The sequence below is a fragment of the Myxococcus sp. AB036A genome (genome assembly GCF_006547355.1).
Lineage (GTDB): Bacteria > Myxococcota > Myxococcia > Myxococcales > Myxococcaceae > Myxococcus > Myxococcus virescens.
Genome location: NZ_VHLC01000010.1, coordinates 49,621 through 68,515, shown reverse-complemented (window position 1 = coordinate 68,515; position 18,895 = coordinate 49,621). Strand labels below are relative to the sequence as shown.

Here is an 18,895-nt window from a genome sequence, read left to right as displayed (position 1 = left end):
ATGCGCGCACTTCTCCAGATTGCCTTCCGAAACCTCCTGGCCCACCGCGAGCGGGGGCTGTTGCTGCTCATCGTGCTCGCGGGCGCCAGCGCCGTGCTGGTGGGCGTGATGTCCGTGAGCGCGGGCGTCGCCCGGGCGCAGCGCGAGGCGGTACGGACTTTCCTCGCGGGCGACCTCAACGTCGGGGGCTACTTCAAGGAGCATCCTGACTCCATCTTCCCCGTGGTGGGTGACACCTCGCGGGTCCGCTCCGTCCTCCAGCCGCACGTGCCCGCGGAGTGCCAGGTGCGCGAGCGGGGCCGGGGCTCGGCCACCGCGGGCGCTGGGCGGCACCGGGTGCGCTCGTACCTGATGAGCCTGGACGTCGCGGCGGAGGGCAACGCGGGCTTCCGGGTGCGCACCGGTTCGCTGGAAGCCCTCGCGCAGCCACGCACGGTGGCGCTGTCCACGTCGCTGGCGGAGCGGCTCCAGGTGGAGGTGGGCGAGCTGGCCACGCTCTTCGTGCAGATGCCGGGCGGCAAGCGCAACGCGGTGGACGTGGAGGTGGTGGCCCTGCTGGAGCGCGCGGGTGTCCTGGGCGAGTCCGCGGGGTTGCTGGTGTCCAACACGATGCTGCGTGAGCTGTATGGCTTCCGTCCGGACTCGGCCAGCGTGATTCAGCTCCTCTGCGGCGATGGCACGGAGCTGGAGCCCCTGGCGGGGACGCTGCGTGGCGCGCTCCAGAAGGCCGGCTACGAGGTGCTGCCGCCCGCGCACGAGGCCTACGGCGACAAGCTGGGGCCCCTGCTGCGCGAGGGCTGGGCGGGCCAGAAGCTGGACGTGAGCACCTGGGAGGACGAGGCGGCCTTCCTCGACTTCGTGGGCCAGGGCCTGGGGCTGCTGCTGGTGCTGGTCGGCGCGGTGGTGTTCGGCGTCGTGGTGGTGGGGCTCTTCGTCTCGCTCAACGTGTCGGTCCGCGAGCGCACGCGGGAGATTGGAACGCTGCGAGCCATGGGTATGCAGCGGCGCTCGCTGGTGGCCGCCTTCATGCTGGAGGGGCTGCTGGTGGGGTGGGCGGCCTCGCTCGTGGGCGCTGGCATGGCGGCGGGTCTGGGGGTGCTCCTGCGCGACGTGCTGCCAGTGCCGGACGCGCTCTCCACCTTGTTCTTCAGCGGCACGCTGCCGCTGGCGCCCACCCTGGGGCACGTGGTGACCGCGGTGTTCCTGGTGACGCTGGGCGCGGGCCTGGCTTCCATCGTCCCGGCTTTCCGGGCCGCTTCGCTTCCTCCTCGTTCCGCCATGGAGTCCTTGTGATGAACGCACGACGCCCGCTGTCCGTCCTGTTGCTTGGCTGGACCCTGCTGCTTCCGGCGGTGGCGTTCGCGGAGGCCCAGCCCAAGCTGGCGCCCGATGCCTTGCTGCGCCACATCGACGAGAAGATGTCCTTCACCAGCGACTACAAGGGCGTCATCCGCCTCTATGAGACGCGCAAGGACGGCGCCAAGCGGGCCATGGAGGTCCACGTCTACCGGCGCGAGGCCGACAACGACTTGCTCTTCCTCTCCACCAAGCCGCGGCACCTCGCGGGCATGGGGACGCTGCGCATCGGCCGCAACCTGTGGGACTACGAGGCGACGACGGGCTCGTGGCGGCGCAACACCCAGCGCACCAACCTGCTCAACACCTTCACCTGCGAGGCGGACTTCGACCGTTCGCGGCTGGCCGAGGACTACGCCGGCAAGGACGAGGGCGATGACACCGTCAACGGCGTGGCGTACCGCAAGCTGCTGCTGACGGCGAAGAACGACCAGGTGACGTTCCCGCTGATGCGCATCTGGGTGGACCCGCAGAACAACATCGTCAAGAAGGTGGGCTACACCGCGTCCGGCCGCACGCTGCGCACCGACATCGTGCGCAGCTACCAGCGCATCAAGGACCCGCTCTCCGGCAAGCATGTCCTCCACTACAAGGAAGTGCTGGAGACGGAGGAGCAGGAAGGCACGCAGATGGTGGTCCGCTACGACGAGGTGGTGTTGGCGCCGCTGGACGCCAACATCTTCACCAAGGCGTGGCTGGAGAGCCGCCTGCGCTGATTAGCCTCCCTGCCGCTTCAGCACCTCCAGGAGGTGGTTCGCCAGCTCCTGGACACAGGGCTGCTGGAGCGTGCCGAAGTGGGAGCTGGTCAGTGGCACCACGTCGAGCTGCTCGCGCGTCAGGTGCCGCTCCCAGCCCAGCGTGTCCCCGTGCAGGGCCCGTGACGGTGCGCTCGTGAAGAGCTGCACCCGGGCGCGCACGGACGGCACCTTCCAGCCCACCACCTGCGGCACCAGCACCTCGCCCAGCACGTGCCAGATGCGGCGCAGGTCGGCGGCGCGCGAGTGGGGGGCCAGCATGCCCAGCTCACGGCCCAGCGCCGTCACCCGCTCCCAGCGCGCGGCGTCGTCCAGCGGGGCGAGCTCTGCCTCCAGCGCGGCGTCCAGGACGCCGAACTCTTCCGCCATGGAGCGCACCGGGTCCTCCGCCGAGCCCTGAGGCCCTTCCACTGCGGGCAGGGCATCCACCAGGGCCAGCAGCTCCACGGTTTCGCCCTGCGCCTCCAGCGCCGCCGCGACGCCCAGCGCCGGGTAGCCGCCGAACGAGTAGCCCGCGAAGCGGTAGGGGCCGTGTGGCTGCACCGCTTGGATGTCCCGCACGTAAGCCTCGATGCGCGCGTCGAAGGTGGCGTGGCCGTGCTTCGACTGCGTCTCGGGGGCCTGGACGCCGTAGCACCGCAGGCCGGGCTCCAGCAGCGGGGTGAGGTTCCGGTAGTAGTGCAGCTCGCCGTCGGCGGGGTGGAACACGAAGAAGGGCGGCGCGGACTTCGGCGTCTGCTTGCCGGACAGGGACACCACGCTGGAGCGGGGAGGGCCCTCGGCCAGCAGCTCATGCACGGCATCGGCCGTCTCACGGAACACCGGGTACTGGAAGAGCGTGGCCAGGGGGACGGGGACGCCCAGCTCCTCCTCCAGCCGGCTCAGCAGCCGCATCGCGAGGATGGAGTCGCCGCCCACCTGGAAGAAGTCATCACCCGCGCTGACGTCCGTGCGTCCCAGCACCTCGCGCCACAGCCGCTCCATCGCCATCTCCAGCGTGGTGCGGAAGGGTGTTTCCAGGTGTTCGCCCGGAGTCTCCTGCGCGGGCGCCACGGCGGGCTGCGCGGACAGGTCCGGCAGCGCCTGCCGGTCCACCTTGCCGTTGGCGTTGATGGGCAGCGCCTCCAGGACGACGAGGGCCGCGGGCACCATGTACGACGGCAGCCGCGCCGCGACGTGCTCACGCAGCGCGTCCGCGCGCACCTGCTGGGGCGGTGCCTGGAGGAAGGCCTGGAGCTGCGTCTGTCCGGAGCCGCCGGCGCGCGCCAGCACCACGGCTTCCTCGACGCCTGGGAACTGACGCAAGCAGGCCTCGATTTCGGCCAGCTCGACGCGGAAGCCTCGAATCTTGATTTGATGGTCCGCGCGGCCGAGGAAGCGCAGCCGCCCGTCCGGCAGCATCCGGGCCAGGTCACCCGTGTGGTACATGCGCGCGCCGGGCTCGGTGGCGAAGGGGTCGGGGATGAAGCGCTCGGCCGTCATGTCCGGAGCGCCCAGGTAGCCCCGAGCCGGCGCCGCGCCGCCGATGTACACGCGTCCGGGCAGCCCTGGCAGCACCGGCTCCAGGTGCTCGTCGAGCAGGTGGATGCGCACGCGAGAGATGGGCCGGCCGATGGGGAAGGTGGCGTCGGTGCCCAGTCCCTCGGCGCCCGGGATGTCACAGGTGGCGGAGGTAATCGTGCACTCGGTGGGGCCGTAGACGTTGAGCCACGGTGCATGGCCACCGCCCACGCGCACCCAGGCTTCATACGTCTCGCGCTTGAGCACGTCGCCACCGGGCGCGAGCAGGCGCAGCCGCGCGGGTACTCGCTGGCCGTGGGACTCCATCTGGCGAATCCACTCCTCGATGTACGTGGGGGGCAGACTGATGAGGGTGATGTCCGTCTCCTCCAGGTACGGCGTCATGACGTGCGCGGGCACCAGTCCGCTGCGCATCACCACCGTGGCGCCCACCACGAGCGGCGGGTAGAGGTCCTCCGCCGCCGCGTCGAAGCTGAGCGGCGCGAACTGGAGCATCCTGTCGCCCGGGCGCAAGCCGAAGCGCGCGGCCAGGGCGACGTTGTGGTTCACCACGCTGCGGTGCTCCACCATGACGCCCTTGGGCTCGCCGGTGGAGCCGGACGTGAAGACGATGTACGCCACTTGCGAGGCCGCGACGTGCCGGGGACCGGGCTCCAGGTCGTCGGCGATGTGCGCGGGCTGGGGCGGCACCTCCACGTCGGGCACCAGGCCCGCGTGTGCCTCCAGCGCTTCCGCATCCACCCACAGCCGCTGCACCCCTGAGCGCGTCAGCACCGAGCGCTTGCGAGGCTCCGGCCACCCGGCATCCAGCGGGACGTAGGCGCCGCCTGCCTTGAGGATGCCCAGCAGCGCGGCCATGCCCTGGTTGGAGGGCTCCATCACCACGCCCACGCGCTCCTCGGGCTGCATGCCCCGGGAGAGCAGGCGCGCAGCCAGCGCGTTGGCGCGGGCGTTGAGCTCCGCGTAGCTCCACGTCGAATCGCCATGGGCCACGGCGGGGGCCTGTGGCGAGCGGCGCACTTGCGCCTCGAAGAGCATGTGGATGCAGGCGCCCTCTGGAATGTCCTGCGGGCCACCATCCAACGTGGCCAGCACCTGCGCGCGCTGCTGCGAGGACAGCAGGGGCAGCCGGGCCAGAGGCGCGTCCGGTGCGCGCACGGCCTCGGTGAGCAGTTGCTCGAAGGCGCGGGCCATGCGCTGTGCCGTGGCGGAGGTGAAGAGGGCGCTGTCGGTGGCGAGGAAGCCCAGCGTCCCGCCCTCGGGCCGTTCGATGAGGTGCAGCACCACGTCATAGGCGGGGAAGATGCTCTCGCCGTCCAGGTACGTGGTACCCAGTCCGTTGAAGGACAGGGACGCGGGGCTGTCCAGCAGCAGCAGGGCCTGGGCCAGCGGCGGCGCGGTGCGAGGCGCATCCGGCTGCACCGCGTCCGCGATGCGCTTGAAGGGGACCTCCTGGTTCGCCGTGGCGTGCCCCACCACGTCCCAGGCGCGGCGCAGGAGCGCGCGGAAGGACGGCGTGCCGGCCACCTCGGTGCACAGCGGCAGCACGTTGGCGAAGTAGCCCACCTGCCGCTCGGCGCCCGGTATCACGCGGCCCGAGAAGGGTGACGCGACGACGACGTGCGGCTGCGAGCTGAGGCGGTGCAGCCACAGTTGCATCAACGCGAGCACCGCGGTGAAGGGAGACACGCCCTCGCGCCGGGCCAGCGCGTGGAGCGCCGACATCGCCTCGGAGTCGAGGGACAGGGGCTCCGGCCGCATGTTCGCGTTCAGCGCGGGCGCGCGGCGAGGGAAGTCCAGCGGCAGGTCGAGGACGGACGGCGCGTGCGCCAGCGCGGTCTTCCAGGAGGCCACGGCGGCGTCCACCTCGAGCAGGTGCGCGGGGCTCCGCTGCCAGATCGCGAAGTCCGCATACGTCCGCGCTGTCGGAGGCAGCAGCGGCGTGGCTCCGGCCCAGGCCTGGGCGAGCTCCTCCAGGAAGGCCCCCATTCCGATGCCGTCGTTGACCAGATGGCTCATGGACGCGACGAGCACATGGCGCGTGCCACGGGTGTCCAGCCGTGCCAGCTCGAAGCGGTACAGCGGGCCCTGGTCCACGGCGAAGGGCTCGCGGTCATGCCGGGTGGCGATAGCGCGCGCGGCGTCCAGGGCCTCGGCGGCGGACAGGTGGGACAGGTCTGTCTGGACGAGCACCGGCCGGGTGACGGGATGCTCCTGGGTGAAGACGGCTCCGTGCTCCAGTCGGAAGGTGGTGCGCAGCGTGGCGTTGCGCTCCAGCACGGCCTCCAGGGCGGTCTCCAGACACGCGACGTCCAGCGCGCCGTCGAGCACCAGCGCGGCGACGACGACGAAGGGCGGCGCCTCCGGGAGCTGCATCGCGTACCAGAGGCGCTCCTGCACCAGCGACGCGGGGATGCGCTCCGGCCGCGCCTGGGGCATGGACTCCACACGCTCCGAGACCTTGGGGGACGCATCGATACGGGCCGCGAGCGCCGCCAGCGTGGGCGTGGCGAACAGCGTGGCCACGGGCAGCTCGACGCCCAACCGCTCCCGGACACGCGAGGCGAGCTGGACGGACAACAGCGAGTGGCCTCCGAGTTCGAAGAAGTCGTCCCGGGCACCCACGCGCTGCACGCCTAGCAGCTCCTCCCAGAGCTGAGCCAGGGCGTGCTCGGTGGGCGTGGACGGCGAAACGAAGTCCTCGTCCGAAGCCGCGGGGGCTTCCGGCGCGGGCAGTGCTTCCCGGTCCACCTTGCCGTTGACCGTCAGTGGAAGCCGAGCCAGCGCGACGAGCGCGGAGGGCACCATGTGCGCGGGCAGCCGCTGTGCCAGCGCGGAGCGCAGGGGCTCCGTCTCCGGAACAGCGTCGTGGCCGGTGACGTAGCCCACCAGCCGGGGGCCCGTGGTGCCGTCCTCACGGAGGACCACCACCGCGGCAGCGACACCCGGCAGCTCGATGAGCGCGGCTTCCACCTCGCCCGGCTCCACGCGGTGGCCACGCACCTTCACCTGGAAGTCCACGCGGCCCAGGTACTCCAGTACGTCCGACGGCCGCAGACGCACGCGGTCGCCGGTGCGGTACATCCGCGCGCCTGGAGCGGAGGAGAACGGGTCCGGCACGAAGCGCTCGGCGCTGAGCTCGGGCCTGCGCCAATACCCACGCGCGACGCCTGCACCTCCGATGTAGAGCTCGCCAGGGACACCCGCCGGCACCGGCCGGAGGGTGGCGTCCAGGACATAGAGTTGCGTGTTGGCGATGGGACGGCCAATGGGCACCGCGCCTTCCACCGGCGTGTCTGCCTCCACGGTGTGGACGCAGCAGCCCACCACCGTCTCCGTGGGGCCGTACTCGTTGATGAGCCGCGTGCCCGGTGCGTGCTGCCGCCAGGGCTCCACGGTGGCGGAGGTGAGCGCCTCGCCACCGATGACGAAGGCGCGGGTATGGCCCGCGCGCGCCTCGGGCGGAAGCTGTGCGGCCAGCATCTGCAAGTGGGCAGGCGTCAGCTTCACCAGGCTGAAGTCCGCGCTCGTGCGGAGCGCGGTGGCCAGGCCTTCCACGCCGTCCTCTTCCGGAACGAGCGTCACGGGCCTGCCCGCGGTGAGCGGCAGCAGCAGGCTGGTGACAGTGAGGTCGAAGGCCAGTGAGGAATGAACGGGGGTGCCCACGCCGTCGTCGACGGCATACGCCTTCCGGGCCCAGTGCAGGTAGTTCACCACGCCCCGGTGCTCCACCATGACGCCCTTGGGGCGCCCGGTGCTGCCGGAGGTGTAGATGAGGTAGGCGAGGTCCTCCGCCGAAGAGACGGATTCGAGCGGCGCGTCCGACTCACTCCCGGCGCTGTGCTCCCATTCGGAATCCAGGCACAGCACGAGCGCCTGCGAGACGGGCAGCGTGTCCGCCACCGCGTCCTCGGTGACGAGCACGGGCGCGCCGGTATCCTCCAGCAGGAAGCTCAGCCGGGCGGGAGGCTGGGACGCATCCATCGGGACATAGGCGCCTCCCGCCTTCAGCACGCCGAGTACCGCCACGACCATGTCCACGGAACGGCGGAGGCACAGGCCCACCAGCGTCTGGCTCCGGACGCCCATCCGTCGCAGGTACCGCGCGAGCTGGTTGGCACGTGCATCCAACTGGCCGTAGGTCATCACGTCCCCGTCGTGCAGGACGGCGGGGGCATCCGGCGCGCGCGCGGCCTGGGCCTCGAACAGCGCGTGGACGGTGTGCTCGCGCGGGAAGTCCGCGCCAGTGTCGTTCCACGTCCGGAGCAGGTGCTCTCGCTCACTCGAGGGCAGCAGCTCCAGCGCGGACACCGCGGTGTCCGGCGCTTCCAGCGCGTGCTGGAGCAGCCGGACGTAATGTCCCATGAGTCGCTGTGCGGTGGTGGGCTCGAAGAGCTCGGTGCCGTAGCGCAGCGCCAGGGTGTAGCCGGTGGGGGATTCAGCGACCCACAGCGACAGGTCGAACGGACTGGTGAGCAGCTCCGGCTGGAGCGGCCGGGCGCGCAGGTTCGGGAAGGCGTCCGCCAGCGTGCGGTCCGCGCGCACCAGGTCGAACATCACCTGGAACAGCGGCGAGTGCCCGGCGGAGCGCTCCACGCCCAATGCCTGGACGACCCGGTCCAGCGGGACGTCCTGGTGCGCCAGCGCTTCCAGCGTGGTGGCGCGCACGCCGGCCACCAGCGAGGTGAAGGACGCATCCGGCGCCACGGGCGTGCGCAGCGCCACGGTGTTGAGCATCAGCCCGACCACACCCTCCAGCGCTGGATGCGTGCGCCCGGAGACAGGCGTGCCGACGCAGAAGTCCTCCTGGCCGGAGTAGCGGTGGAGCAGCGCCGAGAACGCGGACAGCAGCACCATGTACGGCGTTGCCTGGTGCTCGCGGCAGAAGGACTGGAGCGCGCGCACCGTGTCGGCAGGCAGGGCGTGGCCCTGGGTGATGGCGCCCGTGAGCAGTGGCGATGCGGGCCGAGGCTTGTCCGGGGTGAGCCGCAGCAGGCCGGGCACGCCTTCGAGCTTCTGCTTCCAGTAGGTGAGCTGGGCCTCGTCCCGTTCCCGGGCAGGAGGGGTGCGCAGCCACGCGGCGATGTCCGCATGCTCCAGCCGGGGCGTCGGCAGCGTGGGCGTGCGGCGTTGATGGAACGCCGCGTAGGCTTCGCCCAGCTCGCGCACCAGGACGTCCAGCGACAGCCCGTCCACCACGAGGTGATGGAAGGCGAGCAGCAGGACGTGCTGCTCCGGCGCCGTGCGCAGCAGCCGGAAACGATAGAGCGGGCCGCGCGCCAGGTCGAAGGATGCGTGAACCGCGTCCCGGGCCCACTGCGCCGCGGACGGCGCTTCTTCCACCTCCAGGACGCGCGGAGGCACGGGGCACAGCACGGGCGTCGGAAGGCCGTCGCGCGCCGGAACGGCGAGCCGCAGCACCGGATGCCTCGTCACCAGCCAGCGCAAGGCGTCTTCCATCGCCGCCGCGTCCAGAGGACCGTCCAGCTCCACCGCCTCCGCGAGGTGATAGGCGCTGGTGCCCGGATGGAGCTGCTGCACGAACCACAGCCGCTCCTGCGTGGGAGACAGGGCCAACGCGGCGTTCGCTGGACGCGGCACGGGCGCGGGGAGCGGGGCCGCGCCGTCACGCCGCGTCTCCAACTCGCGCGCGAGGCCCGCGACGGTGGGCTCGGTGAAGAACGCCTGGAGTGGGAACTCCACGTCGAACGCCTGTCGCACTCGCGCCACCAGCCGCGTGGCGGCCAGCGAGTGACCTCCGATGTGGAAGAAGTCGTCCTCGCGCCGCACCTGCGGCAGGCCCAGCACCTGGCAGAACAGCAGGGCGAGCAGCTCCTCGACGGCGCCACGGGGACGCGCTTCGGGCGCGGCCTCCGGCTCGATGTCCGGGATGGGCAGGGCCGCCAGTGCCTTGCGGTCCACCTTGCCGCTGGTCGTCATCGGCAGGGCGGTCAGCACCGTGAAGCGCGAGGGCACCAGGGCCTCGGGCAGCGCGCGCGACAGTCCTTCGCGGAGCCGGGACTCGACGCCGGCAGCCGTGCCTTCCAGAACGAGGAACGCCTCCAGGCGTGCATCTCGCTGAGTGCCGCGCACCACCACCGATGCCTGCCTCACACCGGGCTGGCGCAGGAGGGCGGCCTCCACTTCCTCCAGCTCCACGCGGACGCCGCGCACCTTCACCTGGAAGTCGGTGCGCCCCAGGAAGCCGAGCGAGCCATCACCGTTCCACCGCACCCGGTCACCCGTGCGGTACAGGCGGCCACCCTCCCTGCCGGAGAAGGCGTCTGGGATGAAGCGCTCGGCGGTGAGGTCCGGCCGGTCGCGGTAGCCACGGCCCAGGCAGGTACCGCCGATGTAGAGCTCGCCGGGGACTCCCGGCGGCACCGGAGCGCCGTTCGCATCCAGGACGTACAGCCGGCACCGGTCCAGCGGACGGCCCAGGCGCACGGGACGGTCGGGCAGCGTGATTTCCGCCGCGACGTTGATGCTCGTCTCCGTGGGGCCATAGGTGTTGACCAGCCGCGTGTCGGTGAGCGCGAGCTGCCGCACCAATGGGTCTGGCAGCACCTCGCCGCCAGTCACGAGCACCTTGAGCGAGCGGAACGCCTCCGCCGCACCGGGCTCCTCCAGCGCGGTGGCCAGCGAGGACGGCGTGATGACGACATGGGTGATGCCGTGGCCGAGGATGTCGCGGCCCAGCCCCAGGGGGCCCACTTCGCGCAACACGGTGCGCGCGCCACGGGTGATGCTGAAGAGCAGCTCCTCCAGATGGATGTCGAAGGACAGGCTTCCCGACGACGCCCAGCAGTCTCCCGGCTGTGTGGCGTAGTACATGTCGAACGCCGCGAAGCAGTGGACGACGTTGCGGTGGGTGAGCTCCACGCCCTTGGGCTCGCCAGTGGAGCCGGACGTGTAGAGCAGATAGGCGAGGTGCTCGGCGCGCGGGGGGCGGGGGACGGCCACCACGTCTCCACGCACGTCGGGCGACACGAGGGGAACCCCAGGCTCCACGCCCGCGAAGAGTCCCGGGCGGCTGACAACGAGCCGTGCACGGGCCTGGCGCAGCAGCGCCGCGCGGCGAGCCGGTGGATGCGACGCCTCCAGGGGGAGGCAGCCCGCGCCACTGATGAAGATGGCGACCAGGGACACCACTGCGTCCAGCGAGCGCTCCAGGCACAGGCCCACCACGGCTTCGGGCCCCGCGCCCGCGGCGGTCAGGTGTGCCGCGAGCCTCGACGCCCGGGTGTACAGCTCTCGGAACGTGAGCGTACCTTCCGGCGCCACCACTGCTGGCGCGTCCGGCGTGCGAGCCACCTGGGCCTCGATGAGGGACACGATGGTCCCCTCCGAGTCGAAGGGACGCTCGGTGGCGTTGAAGCCTTGGAGCACCTGCTCGCGTTCCGTGGCGGAGAGCAGGGACAACTCACCCACGGACGTGCGAGGCGCGGCCACCGCGTGGGCCAGGAGCTGCACGTAGTGGTTGCGCAGCCGCTCCACGGTGCCGGGCTCGAACAGGTCGGTGCTGTACTGGAAGTAGACCTCGAAGCCCTCGCCCACCTCGATGGCGGTGAGGAAGAGGTCGACCTCGCACGTCCACGTCTCGATGGGGACGCGCCGTGCACCCAGGGCATGGAAGCCACTGGCGGCGGACAGCTCGGTGCGGTGCAGGTCGAACATCACCTGCACGAGCGGCGCGTGCCCCGGGCTGCGCTCCACGCCCACGGCGCGCACCAGTTGCTCGAAGGGCACGTCCTGATGAGAGAGCGCGTCCAGCGTGGTGGCGCGGACCTGGGCAAGGAGCGAGGCGAAGGAGGTGGACGCATCCACCTGCGTGCGCAGAGGCACGGTGTTGGCGAGCAGACCCACGACGCCTTCGAGGGAAGGATGGGTGCGGCCGGAGACGGGCGTGCCGACGCAGAATTCGTCCTGCTGGGAGTACCGGTACAGCAGCGCGGCGAACGCGGCGTACAGCACCATGAACGGCGTGACCTGCTGTTGCCGGCACAACGCTCGCAGGCTCTCGGAGAGAGACGGCGGCAGCGGGTGGTAGCCGGTGTTGTCGCCCCGGTGCGTGAGGACGGCGGGACGCGGCTTGTCGGTGGGAAGCTGAAGCAGCTCCGGCGCATCGGAGAGCCGCTGCTTCCAGTAGTCGAGCTGAGCCGTGTCGCGAGCGCGGACAGGCTCGGAGCGCTGCCAACTGGCCACGTCCGCGTAGTGCAGCGCCACCGGGGCCAGCGTGGGCGCATGGCCCTGCTGGAAGGCGGCATACGCCTCGCCCAGTTCGCGCATGAGCAGGCCCGCGGACAGCGCGTCGCTCACCAGATGGTGGAACACGACGACCAGCACATGCCGCGCTTGCTCGGCTTCGAGCAGCAGGAATCGATACAGCGGGCCGTGCTCCACATCGAACGGCCGATTGCCTTCTTCCGTCAGGCGCCGCGCCTGACGGGCCTGGGCGTCCGCACCCGGCGCCAGGGGCTCCACCTGGAGCACGCTGGCGGGGACCGGAGACACGCTCGCCTGCGGCTGACCCTGTCGTGAGGACACGGTGGTGCGCAGCACCGGATGGCGCTCCAGCAGCCACCGCGCCGCCGCATCCAGCGCGGCCACGTCCACCGAGCCCGTCCACTCCGCGGCCTGTCCGACGACATGCGCTCCGGAGTCCGGCTGGAGCTGATGGATGAACCAGAGGCGCTCCTGAGCCTGGGAGAGCGAAGGCGCCGAGTCAGAAGGCGTCGGAGGAGGAAGCGAGGAGGCGTCGCGCTGAAGCGAAGCGACTTCCAGCGCGAGGCCCGCGACAGAAGGGGAGGTGAAGAGGGAGGAGAGGGGAAGCTGGACGCCCAGGGCGTGGCGGACGCGGGCCACCAGCCGGGTGGCGGAGAGCGAATGGCCACCGAGGTGGAAGAAGCTGGCCTCCCGCTCGATGCGCTCGAGGCCGAGGACCTGGCAGAAGAGCTGAGCAAGCAGCTCCTCCATGGGCCCGCGAGGAGGCCCACCTTCGGAGAGGGCCGGGGCGTCGTCGAGAGGAATCGCGGCGAGGGCCTTGCGGTCGAGCTTGCCGGTGGAGGTGAGCGGAAGCTGGGCCCGAAGGACCCAGCGAGAGGGGAGCATGAAGGCCGGGAGGAGACGAGCGAGGGCGGCCTGAAGAGAGTGGACGTCGGTGTCGGGAGAAGCGGGGACGACCCAGGCGGCGAGCCAGGAGTCGGAGGGCCCACGCCGCTGGACGGTGACGGCGGCGGAGCGCACACCAGGGAGCGAGGCGAGAGCGGCTTCGACCTCGCCCAGCTCGATGCGCATGCCGCGCACCTTCACCTGGAAGTCGACGCGGCCCAGGAAGCCCAGTGTTCCGTCGGCATTCCAGCGGCCCCGGTCTCCCGTCCGGTAGAGGCGGGCGCCCGGCATGGTGCTGAAGGGATGCGGGATGAAGCGCTCGGCGGTGAGGTCCGCGCGTCCCACGTAGCCGCGACCGACGCCCGTACCGCCGATGTAGAGCTCACCCGGAACACCCGGAGGCAGCGGCTGGAGCGCGTCGTCCAGGACGTACACCTCCATGTTGGCCTTGGGCGTGCCGATGGGCGTGCTGGCGCTCGCGGGCGGTGCGTGCATGCGCCAGAGGGTGGCGGTGTCCGCGCACTCGGCGGGACCGTAGGCGTTGACCAGTGGCAGGCCGGGGTGGCGCTCGAACCACGCACGGCAGGTCGAAGGCGGAAGGGCTTCGCCAATGGTGAGCATCTGGCGAAGGGCGGGCAGCGGCGCCTCTCCAGGCTCCTCCAGCAGGGCCTGGAGCAGCGAGGGCACCAGCTCCACGGTGGTCGCCCCCGCTTGTTGCAAGGCCGCGATGAGCCGGGCGGGCTCACGCACCACGTCGTCATCCACGACGTAGGTCGTCCCTCCGGCGGCCAGCGCTCCCAACATCTGCCAGATGGAGATGTCAAAGGAGAGCGGCGCCGTCTGCGCGAGCACGTCGGACGCGCCAAGTTGCAGCGAGTGCTGCATGCCCAGCAGGTGGTTGAGCATGCCGCGGTGGTCCACCATGACGCCCTTGGGCGTGCCGGTGGAGCCGGAGGTGAAGAGGACGTAGGCCAGCGAGTCCGGCGTCGTGAAGGAAGGCAGCGGCGCGTCAGGCTCGGCGTCCAGGTTCTGGAGCGTCAGCACGCGCGGCCGATGCTCGGGCGGTATCTCCGCGAGCACCTCGGTGAGCAGCGCCTCGACAGGGCCCAGGGGAAGGACGAAGGGCGCGCGGCTCTCCAGCAGCAGCCGTGCGAGGCGCGCCGCGGGCAGTTGCGCGTCCAGCGGGAGGTAGGCGGCACCGGCCTTGTGCAGCGACAGCAGCGCGCGAACGGTGGCCTCGGAGCGGCGGCCGAGGACAGCCACCACGGATTCATGCCCAACGCCCTGGGCGCGCAGCGTGCGCGCGGCGCGAAGACTCAGAGCCTCCAGTTGCGCGTAGGTCCACTGCGCGTCGGCGGAGGCAAGCGCCAGCCGTTCGGGCGTGTTGCGTGCATGGGCGCTGATGCGCTCAGGCAGGCAGGTGTCCAGGTCGAAAGCCAGCGGCGCGGGACGGGCGTGGCGAAGCACCAGCGCCTGCTCGTCGGACGACAGCAAGGACAGCCGCGACAGCGGCAGATGCGGTTCGGCCAGCGCCTGGGTGAGTAGACGCTGATAGTGCTCCATCATCCGTCGAGCGGTCTCCGGCTCGAACAGCTCGCCGCTGTAGCGGAGGAAGAGCTCGAAGCTCCCTGCCTGCTCGATGACACTCAACGCGAGGTCGAACGGGCTGGCGCGAATGTCGACGGGAACCGGGCGGGCATCCAGCCCCGCGAATGCATCCGCGAGCGAACCCTGCACCCGGTGCAGGTCGAACATCACCTGGTACAGGGGCGCATGACTGAGGCTGCGCTCCACGCCGAGCGCATGGACCAGTTGCTCGAAGGGCACGTCCTGATGCGAGAGCGCATCGAGCGTGGTGGCGCGGACCTGGGCAAGGAGCGAAGCGAAGGAGGTGGACGCATCCACCTGCGTGCGCAGAGGCACGGTGTTGGCGAGCAGACCCACGACACCTTCGAGTGAAGGGTGGGTGCGGCCCGAGACGGGCGTGCCGACGCAGAAGTCGTCCTGTTGAGAGTAGCGGTACAGCAGCGCGGCGAACGCGGCGTACAGCACCATGAACGGCGTGGCTTCGTGTTCACGGCAAGCGCGCTGCACGGTGTCCGTCAGCGCGGCAGGCAGTGCCTGGGTCCCCGTGGAGGCGCCCTGGTGAGTGAGGACGGCGGGGCGCGGCTTGTCGGTGGGCAGCTGGAGCAGTTCCGGCGTACCGGAGAGCCGCTGCTTCCAGTAGTCGAGCTGGGCCGTGTCGCGCGCATGGACAGGCTCGGAGCGCTGCCAACTGGCCACGTCCGCGTAGTGCAGCACCACCGGGGCCAGCGTGGGCGCATGACCCTGCTGGAAGGCGGCATATGCTTCACCCAGCTCGCGCAGCAGGATGTCCAGCGAGAGGCCGTCCACCACCAGGTGATGGAACACGGCCAGCAGCACGTGCCGGTCCTCTCCTACGTCGAGCAGCAGAAAGCGGTACAGCGGTCCCTGCTCCAGCGAGAAGGGCCGCCACGACTCCTGCTGAAGCCGAAGCTCCAGTGCCTCGGGGGCCGCGCGCAGGGCTTCCACTTGAATCACACGCGCGGGAATGGAGGACACCTCGACGCGCGCCTGTCCCTGCTGTGACACCACGGTGGTGCGAAGCACGGGATGGCGTTCCAGCAGCCACCGCACCGCCGCATCCAGCGCGTCGGCGCTCACCGTGCCGCGAAGCTCGACGGCCTGGGGGATGTGGTAGGCGCCCGAGCCCGGCTGGAGCTGATGGATGAACCAGAGGCGCTCCTGGGCCTGGGAGAGCGAAGGCACCGAGTCAGAAGGCGTCGGAGGCGGAAGCGAGGACGAGGAGCGCTGAAGCGAAGCGACTTCCAGCGCGAGGCCCGCGACGGAAGGGGAGGTGAAGAGGGATGAAAGGGGGAGCTGAACGCCCAGGGCGTGGCGTACGCGGGCCACCAGCCGGGTGGCGGAGAGCGAATGGCCACCGAGGTGGAAGAAGCTGGCCTCCCGCTCGATGCGCTCGAGCCCGAGGACCTGGCAGAAGAGCTGAGCAAGCAGCTCCTCCAGGGGGCCGCGAGGAGGCCCACCTTCGGAGAGGGCCGGGGCGTCGTCGAGAGGAATCGCGGCGAGGGCCTTGCGGTCGAGCTTTCCGGTGGAGGTGAGCGGAAGCTGGGCGCGAAGGACCCAGCGAGAGGGAAGCATGAAGGCCGGCAGGAGACGAGCGAGGGCGGCCTGAAGGGAGTGGACGTCGGTGTCGGGAGAAGCGGGGACGACCCAGGCGGCGAGCCAGGAGTCGGAGGGCCCACGCCGCTGGACGGTGACAGCGGCGGAGCGCACACCAGGGAGCGAGGCGAGGGCGGCTTCGACCTCGCCCAGCTCGATGCGCATGCCGCGAACCTTCACCTGGAGGTCGGCGCGAGAGACGAACTGGAGCACGCCGTCCGGCAACCAGCGCCCCAGGTCTCCCGAGCGGTAGAGGCGCGCGCCCGGCGTGGCGCTGAAGGGATGCGGAACGAAGCGCTCGGCGGTGAGGTCCGCGCGTCCCACGTAGCCGCGGGCCACGCCCAGGCCGCCCAGGTACAGCTCGCCCACGACGCCGACCGGAACAGGCTGGAGGGCGTCGTCCAGGACGTACACCTCCATGTTGGCCTTGGGCGTGCCAATGGGGGTGAAGCTGCCTTCAGGGGCCTCGTTGATGAAGTGGAGGCTGGCGACGTCCGAGCTCTCCGTCGGGCCGTAGGCGTCCGCCATCCGGCAGCCCGGGCAGCGCTCCAGCCAGGTCCGGCACAGCGCGGGCGGAACGGGCTCGCCGCCGAGCACCACCCAGCGCATGTCCGGGAAGTCCTGCTCTGGACGAGCGCCCTCCAGGATGGCCTGGAGGACGGAGGGCACCATCTCCATGACGGTGGCGCGGCCCTGCTCCAGCGCGTCGGCGAGCCGGGGCGGATCCCTCATCACGTCGTCTTCGATGAGGTACGTGGTGCCGCCACCGGGCAGCGCGCCCAACATCTGCCAGATGGAGATGTCGAAGCTGAGCGCGGCAATCTGGGCCACGACGTCATACCCGTCCAGGCCCAGCGCCTCGCGCATGCCCAGCAGGTGGTTGAGCATGCCGCGGTGGTCCACCATGACGCCCTTGGGCGTTCCGGTGGAGCCGGAGGTGAAGAGGACGTAGGCCAGCGAGTCCGGCGTGGCACGCGGCGGAAGCCGCTCCGCGCTCTGTGACTCGAGCCCCTCCAGCGACAGCACCCGAGGCCGCCGGGCTTCGGGCACGCCCGCGAGCACCTCCGACAGCAAGGCCTCGTCCGTGCCGAGCGGAAGCACGAACGGCGCGCGGCTCTCCTCCAGGAGTCGGGCCAGCCGAGCCGCGGGGAGCTGTGCGTCCAGCGGGAGGTACGCGCCGCCCGCCTTGTGAATCGACAGCAGCGCGCGCACGGTGGCTTCGCTGCGGCGCCCGAGCACGGCCACCACGGACTCCATCCCGACACCCTGGGCCACCAATTGTCGCGCGGCGCGGTTGGTGTGGGCTTCCAGCTCCGCATAGGTCCACCGAGCGCTGGAGGACGCCAGGGCCACCTGGTTCGGCGTGCGCGCGGCCTGGGCGGAGAAGTGCTCGGGGAAGGCGGCTTCCAGCGGGAAGGGCCGGCGCGGCGGGTTCGAATCCGCCAGCACGCGGGCGCGCTCCGCATCAGGCAGCAGCGACAGCGCATCCACGCGCGTGTCCGGCGCGCGCAGCGCATGCGTGAGGAGCTGGAGATAGTGGCCCAGCATCCGCCGCACCGTGGCGGCCTCGAAGAGGTCGGTGCTGTAGCGGGCGAACAGCTCGAAGCCGGATGCGCTCTCGAAGAGCGTGACGTGCAGGTCGAACTCGCACGCGCCCGTGTCCATGGGGAGGTCGCGGGCCTCCGGGAAGGCGCCCGCCAGGGAATGCTCCACGCGGTACAGGTCGAACATCACCTGGAACAGCGGGGAGTGGCTGAGGCTCCGCTCCACGCCCAGGGCCTGCACCAACCGCTCGAAGGGAAGGGCCTGGTGGCCCAGCGCATCCAGCGTGGTGGCGCGAACCTGGTCGAGCAGCGCGGTGAAGGCATCCGCCGCGGTGACGCGCGTGCGCAGCACCACCGTGTTGACGAACAGGCCGACCAGCCCCTCCAGGGACGGGTGCGTGCGCCCGGAGACGGGCGTGCCGACGCAGAAGTCGTCCTGCCGCGAGTACCGGTACAGCAGCGCCGCGAAGGCCGCGTACAGCGTCATGAACGGCGACACCTGCCGTTCCCGGCTGAAGGCGCGCAGCGCGCCCGTGAGCGAGGAGGGGAGGGCGATGCGCTCCGTCAGCGCCCCCCGGTCCGACCGCCGCACGGGCCGAGGCTTGTCGGTGGGCAGCTCCAGCCCCTGCACGGCGCCTTCGAGCTGCCGCTTCCAGAAGGCCATCAGCTCCGGTTCATTCGCGGCGGCGTCGGGCGTGTGCTGCCAGGCGGCGGCATCCGCGTACTCCAGCGGGAGCGCCGTCAGCGCGGGGACTTCACCCCGGGCGTGCGCGGCATGAAGCACACCCAGCTCGCGCATCAACACGTTGATGGACGCGCCGTCGGTGACCAGGTGGTGGAACACCAGGACCAGCACCTGCCGCTGGCTGGAGAGGTTCAGCAGCCGGAAGCGGTACAGCGGCCCCTGCTCCAGGTCGAACGGCCGGGAGGCTTCTTCGCGCAGCCTGCGCGACAGTTGGGCTTCGCTCGCGCTCGTCGCATCCTCCACGTCGAGGACGCGCTCGGGCAGGTCCAGGTAGCGCACCTGGGGACGGCCGCCCTCGGCGGGGAAGCGGGCTCGCAGCAGGGGATGGCGCGACAGCAGGGCTCGCAGCGCCGCGTCGAGCGCGCCCGCGTCCACGGGCGACTCCAGCATCGCGGCCCACGGCACCACGTAGGTCGCGGTGTCCGGTCGGAGCTGGTGCAGGAACCACATGCGCTCCTGCGCGGGCGACAGCACGTCGGCCGTCCCCGCCGGGCGGCGCGAGGGGCCCACCACGTTCCGCTGTGGCGAGGAGGGCGCGGCGCTCCCCGCGCTGGGGTTCTTGCGCTGCTCCAGCAACTTGCGCAATTGCTCGCGCTTCGCGGCGGCGAGGGAGTCGGAGTCGGATCGCGAGGTCATGAAGTCGGATTCCGGAAGGCCCGGTG

General features: G+C 71.2%; 3 protein-coding genes. 2 read left to right on the top strand and 1 reads right to left on the bottom strand.

What is annotated here, in order from left to right:
* Entirely contained in the window at nucleotides 1-1,293 is a 1,293-nt protein-coding gene (locus FL344_RS06530; RefSeq protein ID WP_141590152.1) for an ABC transporter permease, read from the top strand.
* The gene (locus tag FL344_RS06525) at nucleotides 1,293-2,072 is read left to right on the top strand and encodes an outer membrane lipoprotein-sorting protein (RefSeq protein WP_228564832.1); all 780 of its coding nucleotides are present in this window, start codon (nucleotides 1,293-1,295) and stop codon (nucleotides 2,070-2,072) included. The genes FL344_RS06530 and FL344_RS06525 overlap by 1 nt, the downstream gene beginning before the upstream one ends.
* Here FL344_RS06525 and FL344_RS06520 read toward each other — a convergent pair whose 3' ends face one another.
* Nucleotides 2,073-18,869, bottom strand: a complete 16,797-nt coding sequence (locus FL344_RS06520; RefSeq protein ID WP_141617913.1) for a non-ribosomal peptide synthetase — start codon at nucleotides 18,867-18,869, stop codon at nucleotides 2,073-2,075. It lies immediately after the preceding gene.
* Nucleotides 18,870-18,895 lie beyond the last annotated feature (26 nt).

What these genes read in the sequence shown, in the direction of transcription:
- FL344_RS06530 (WP_141590152.1), top strand. Translation starts at nt 1, where the DNA reads ATGCGCGCACTTCTCCAGATTGCCTTCCGAAACCTCCTGGCCCACCGC.
- FL344_RS06525 (WP_228564832.1), top strand. Translation starts at nt 1,293, where the DNA reads ATGAACGCACGACGCCCGCTGTCCGTCCTGTTGCTTGGCTGGACCCTG.
- FL344_RS06520 (WP_141617913.1), bottom strand. Translation starts at nt 18,869, where the DNA reads ATGACCTCGCGATCCGACTCCGACTCCCTCGCCGCCGCGAAGCGCGAG.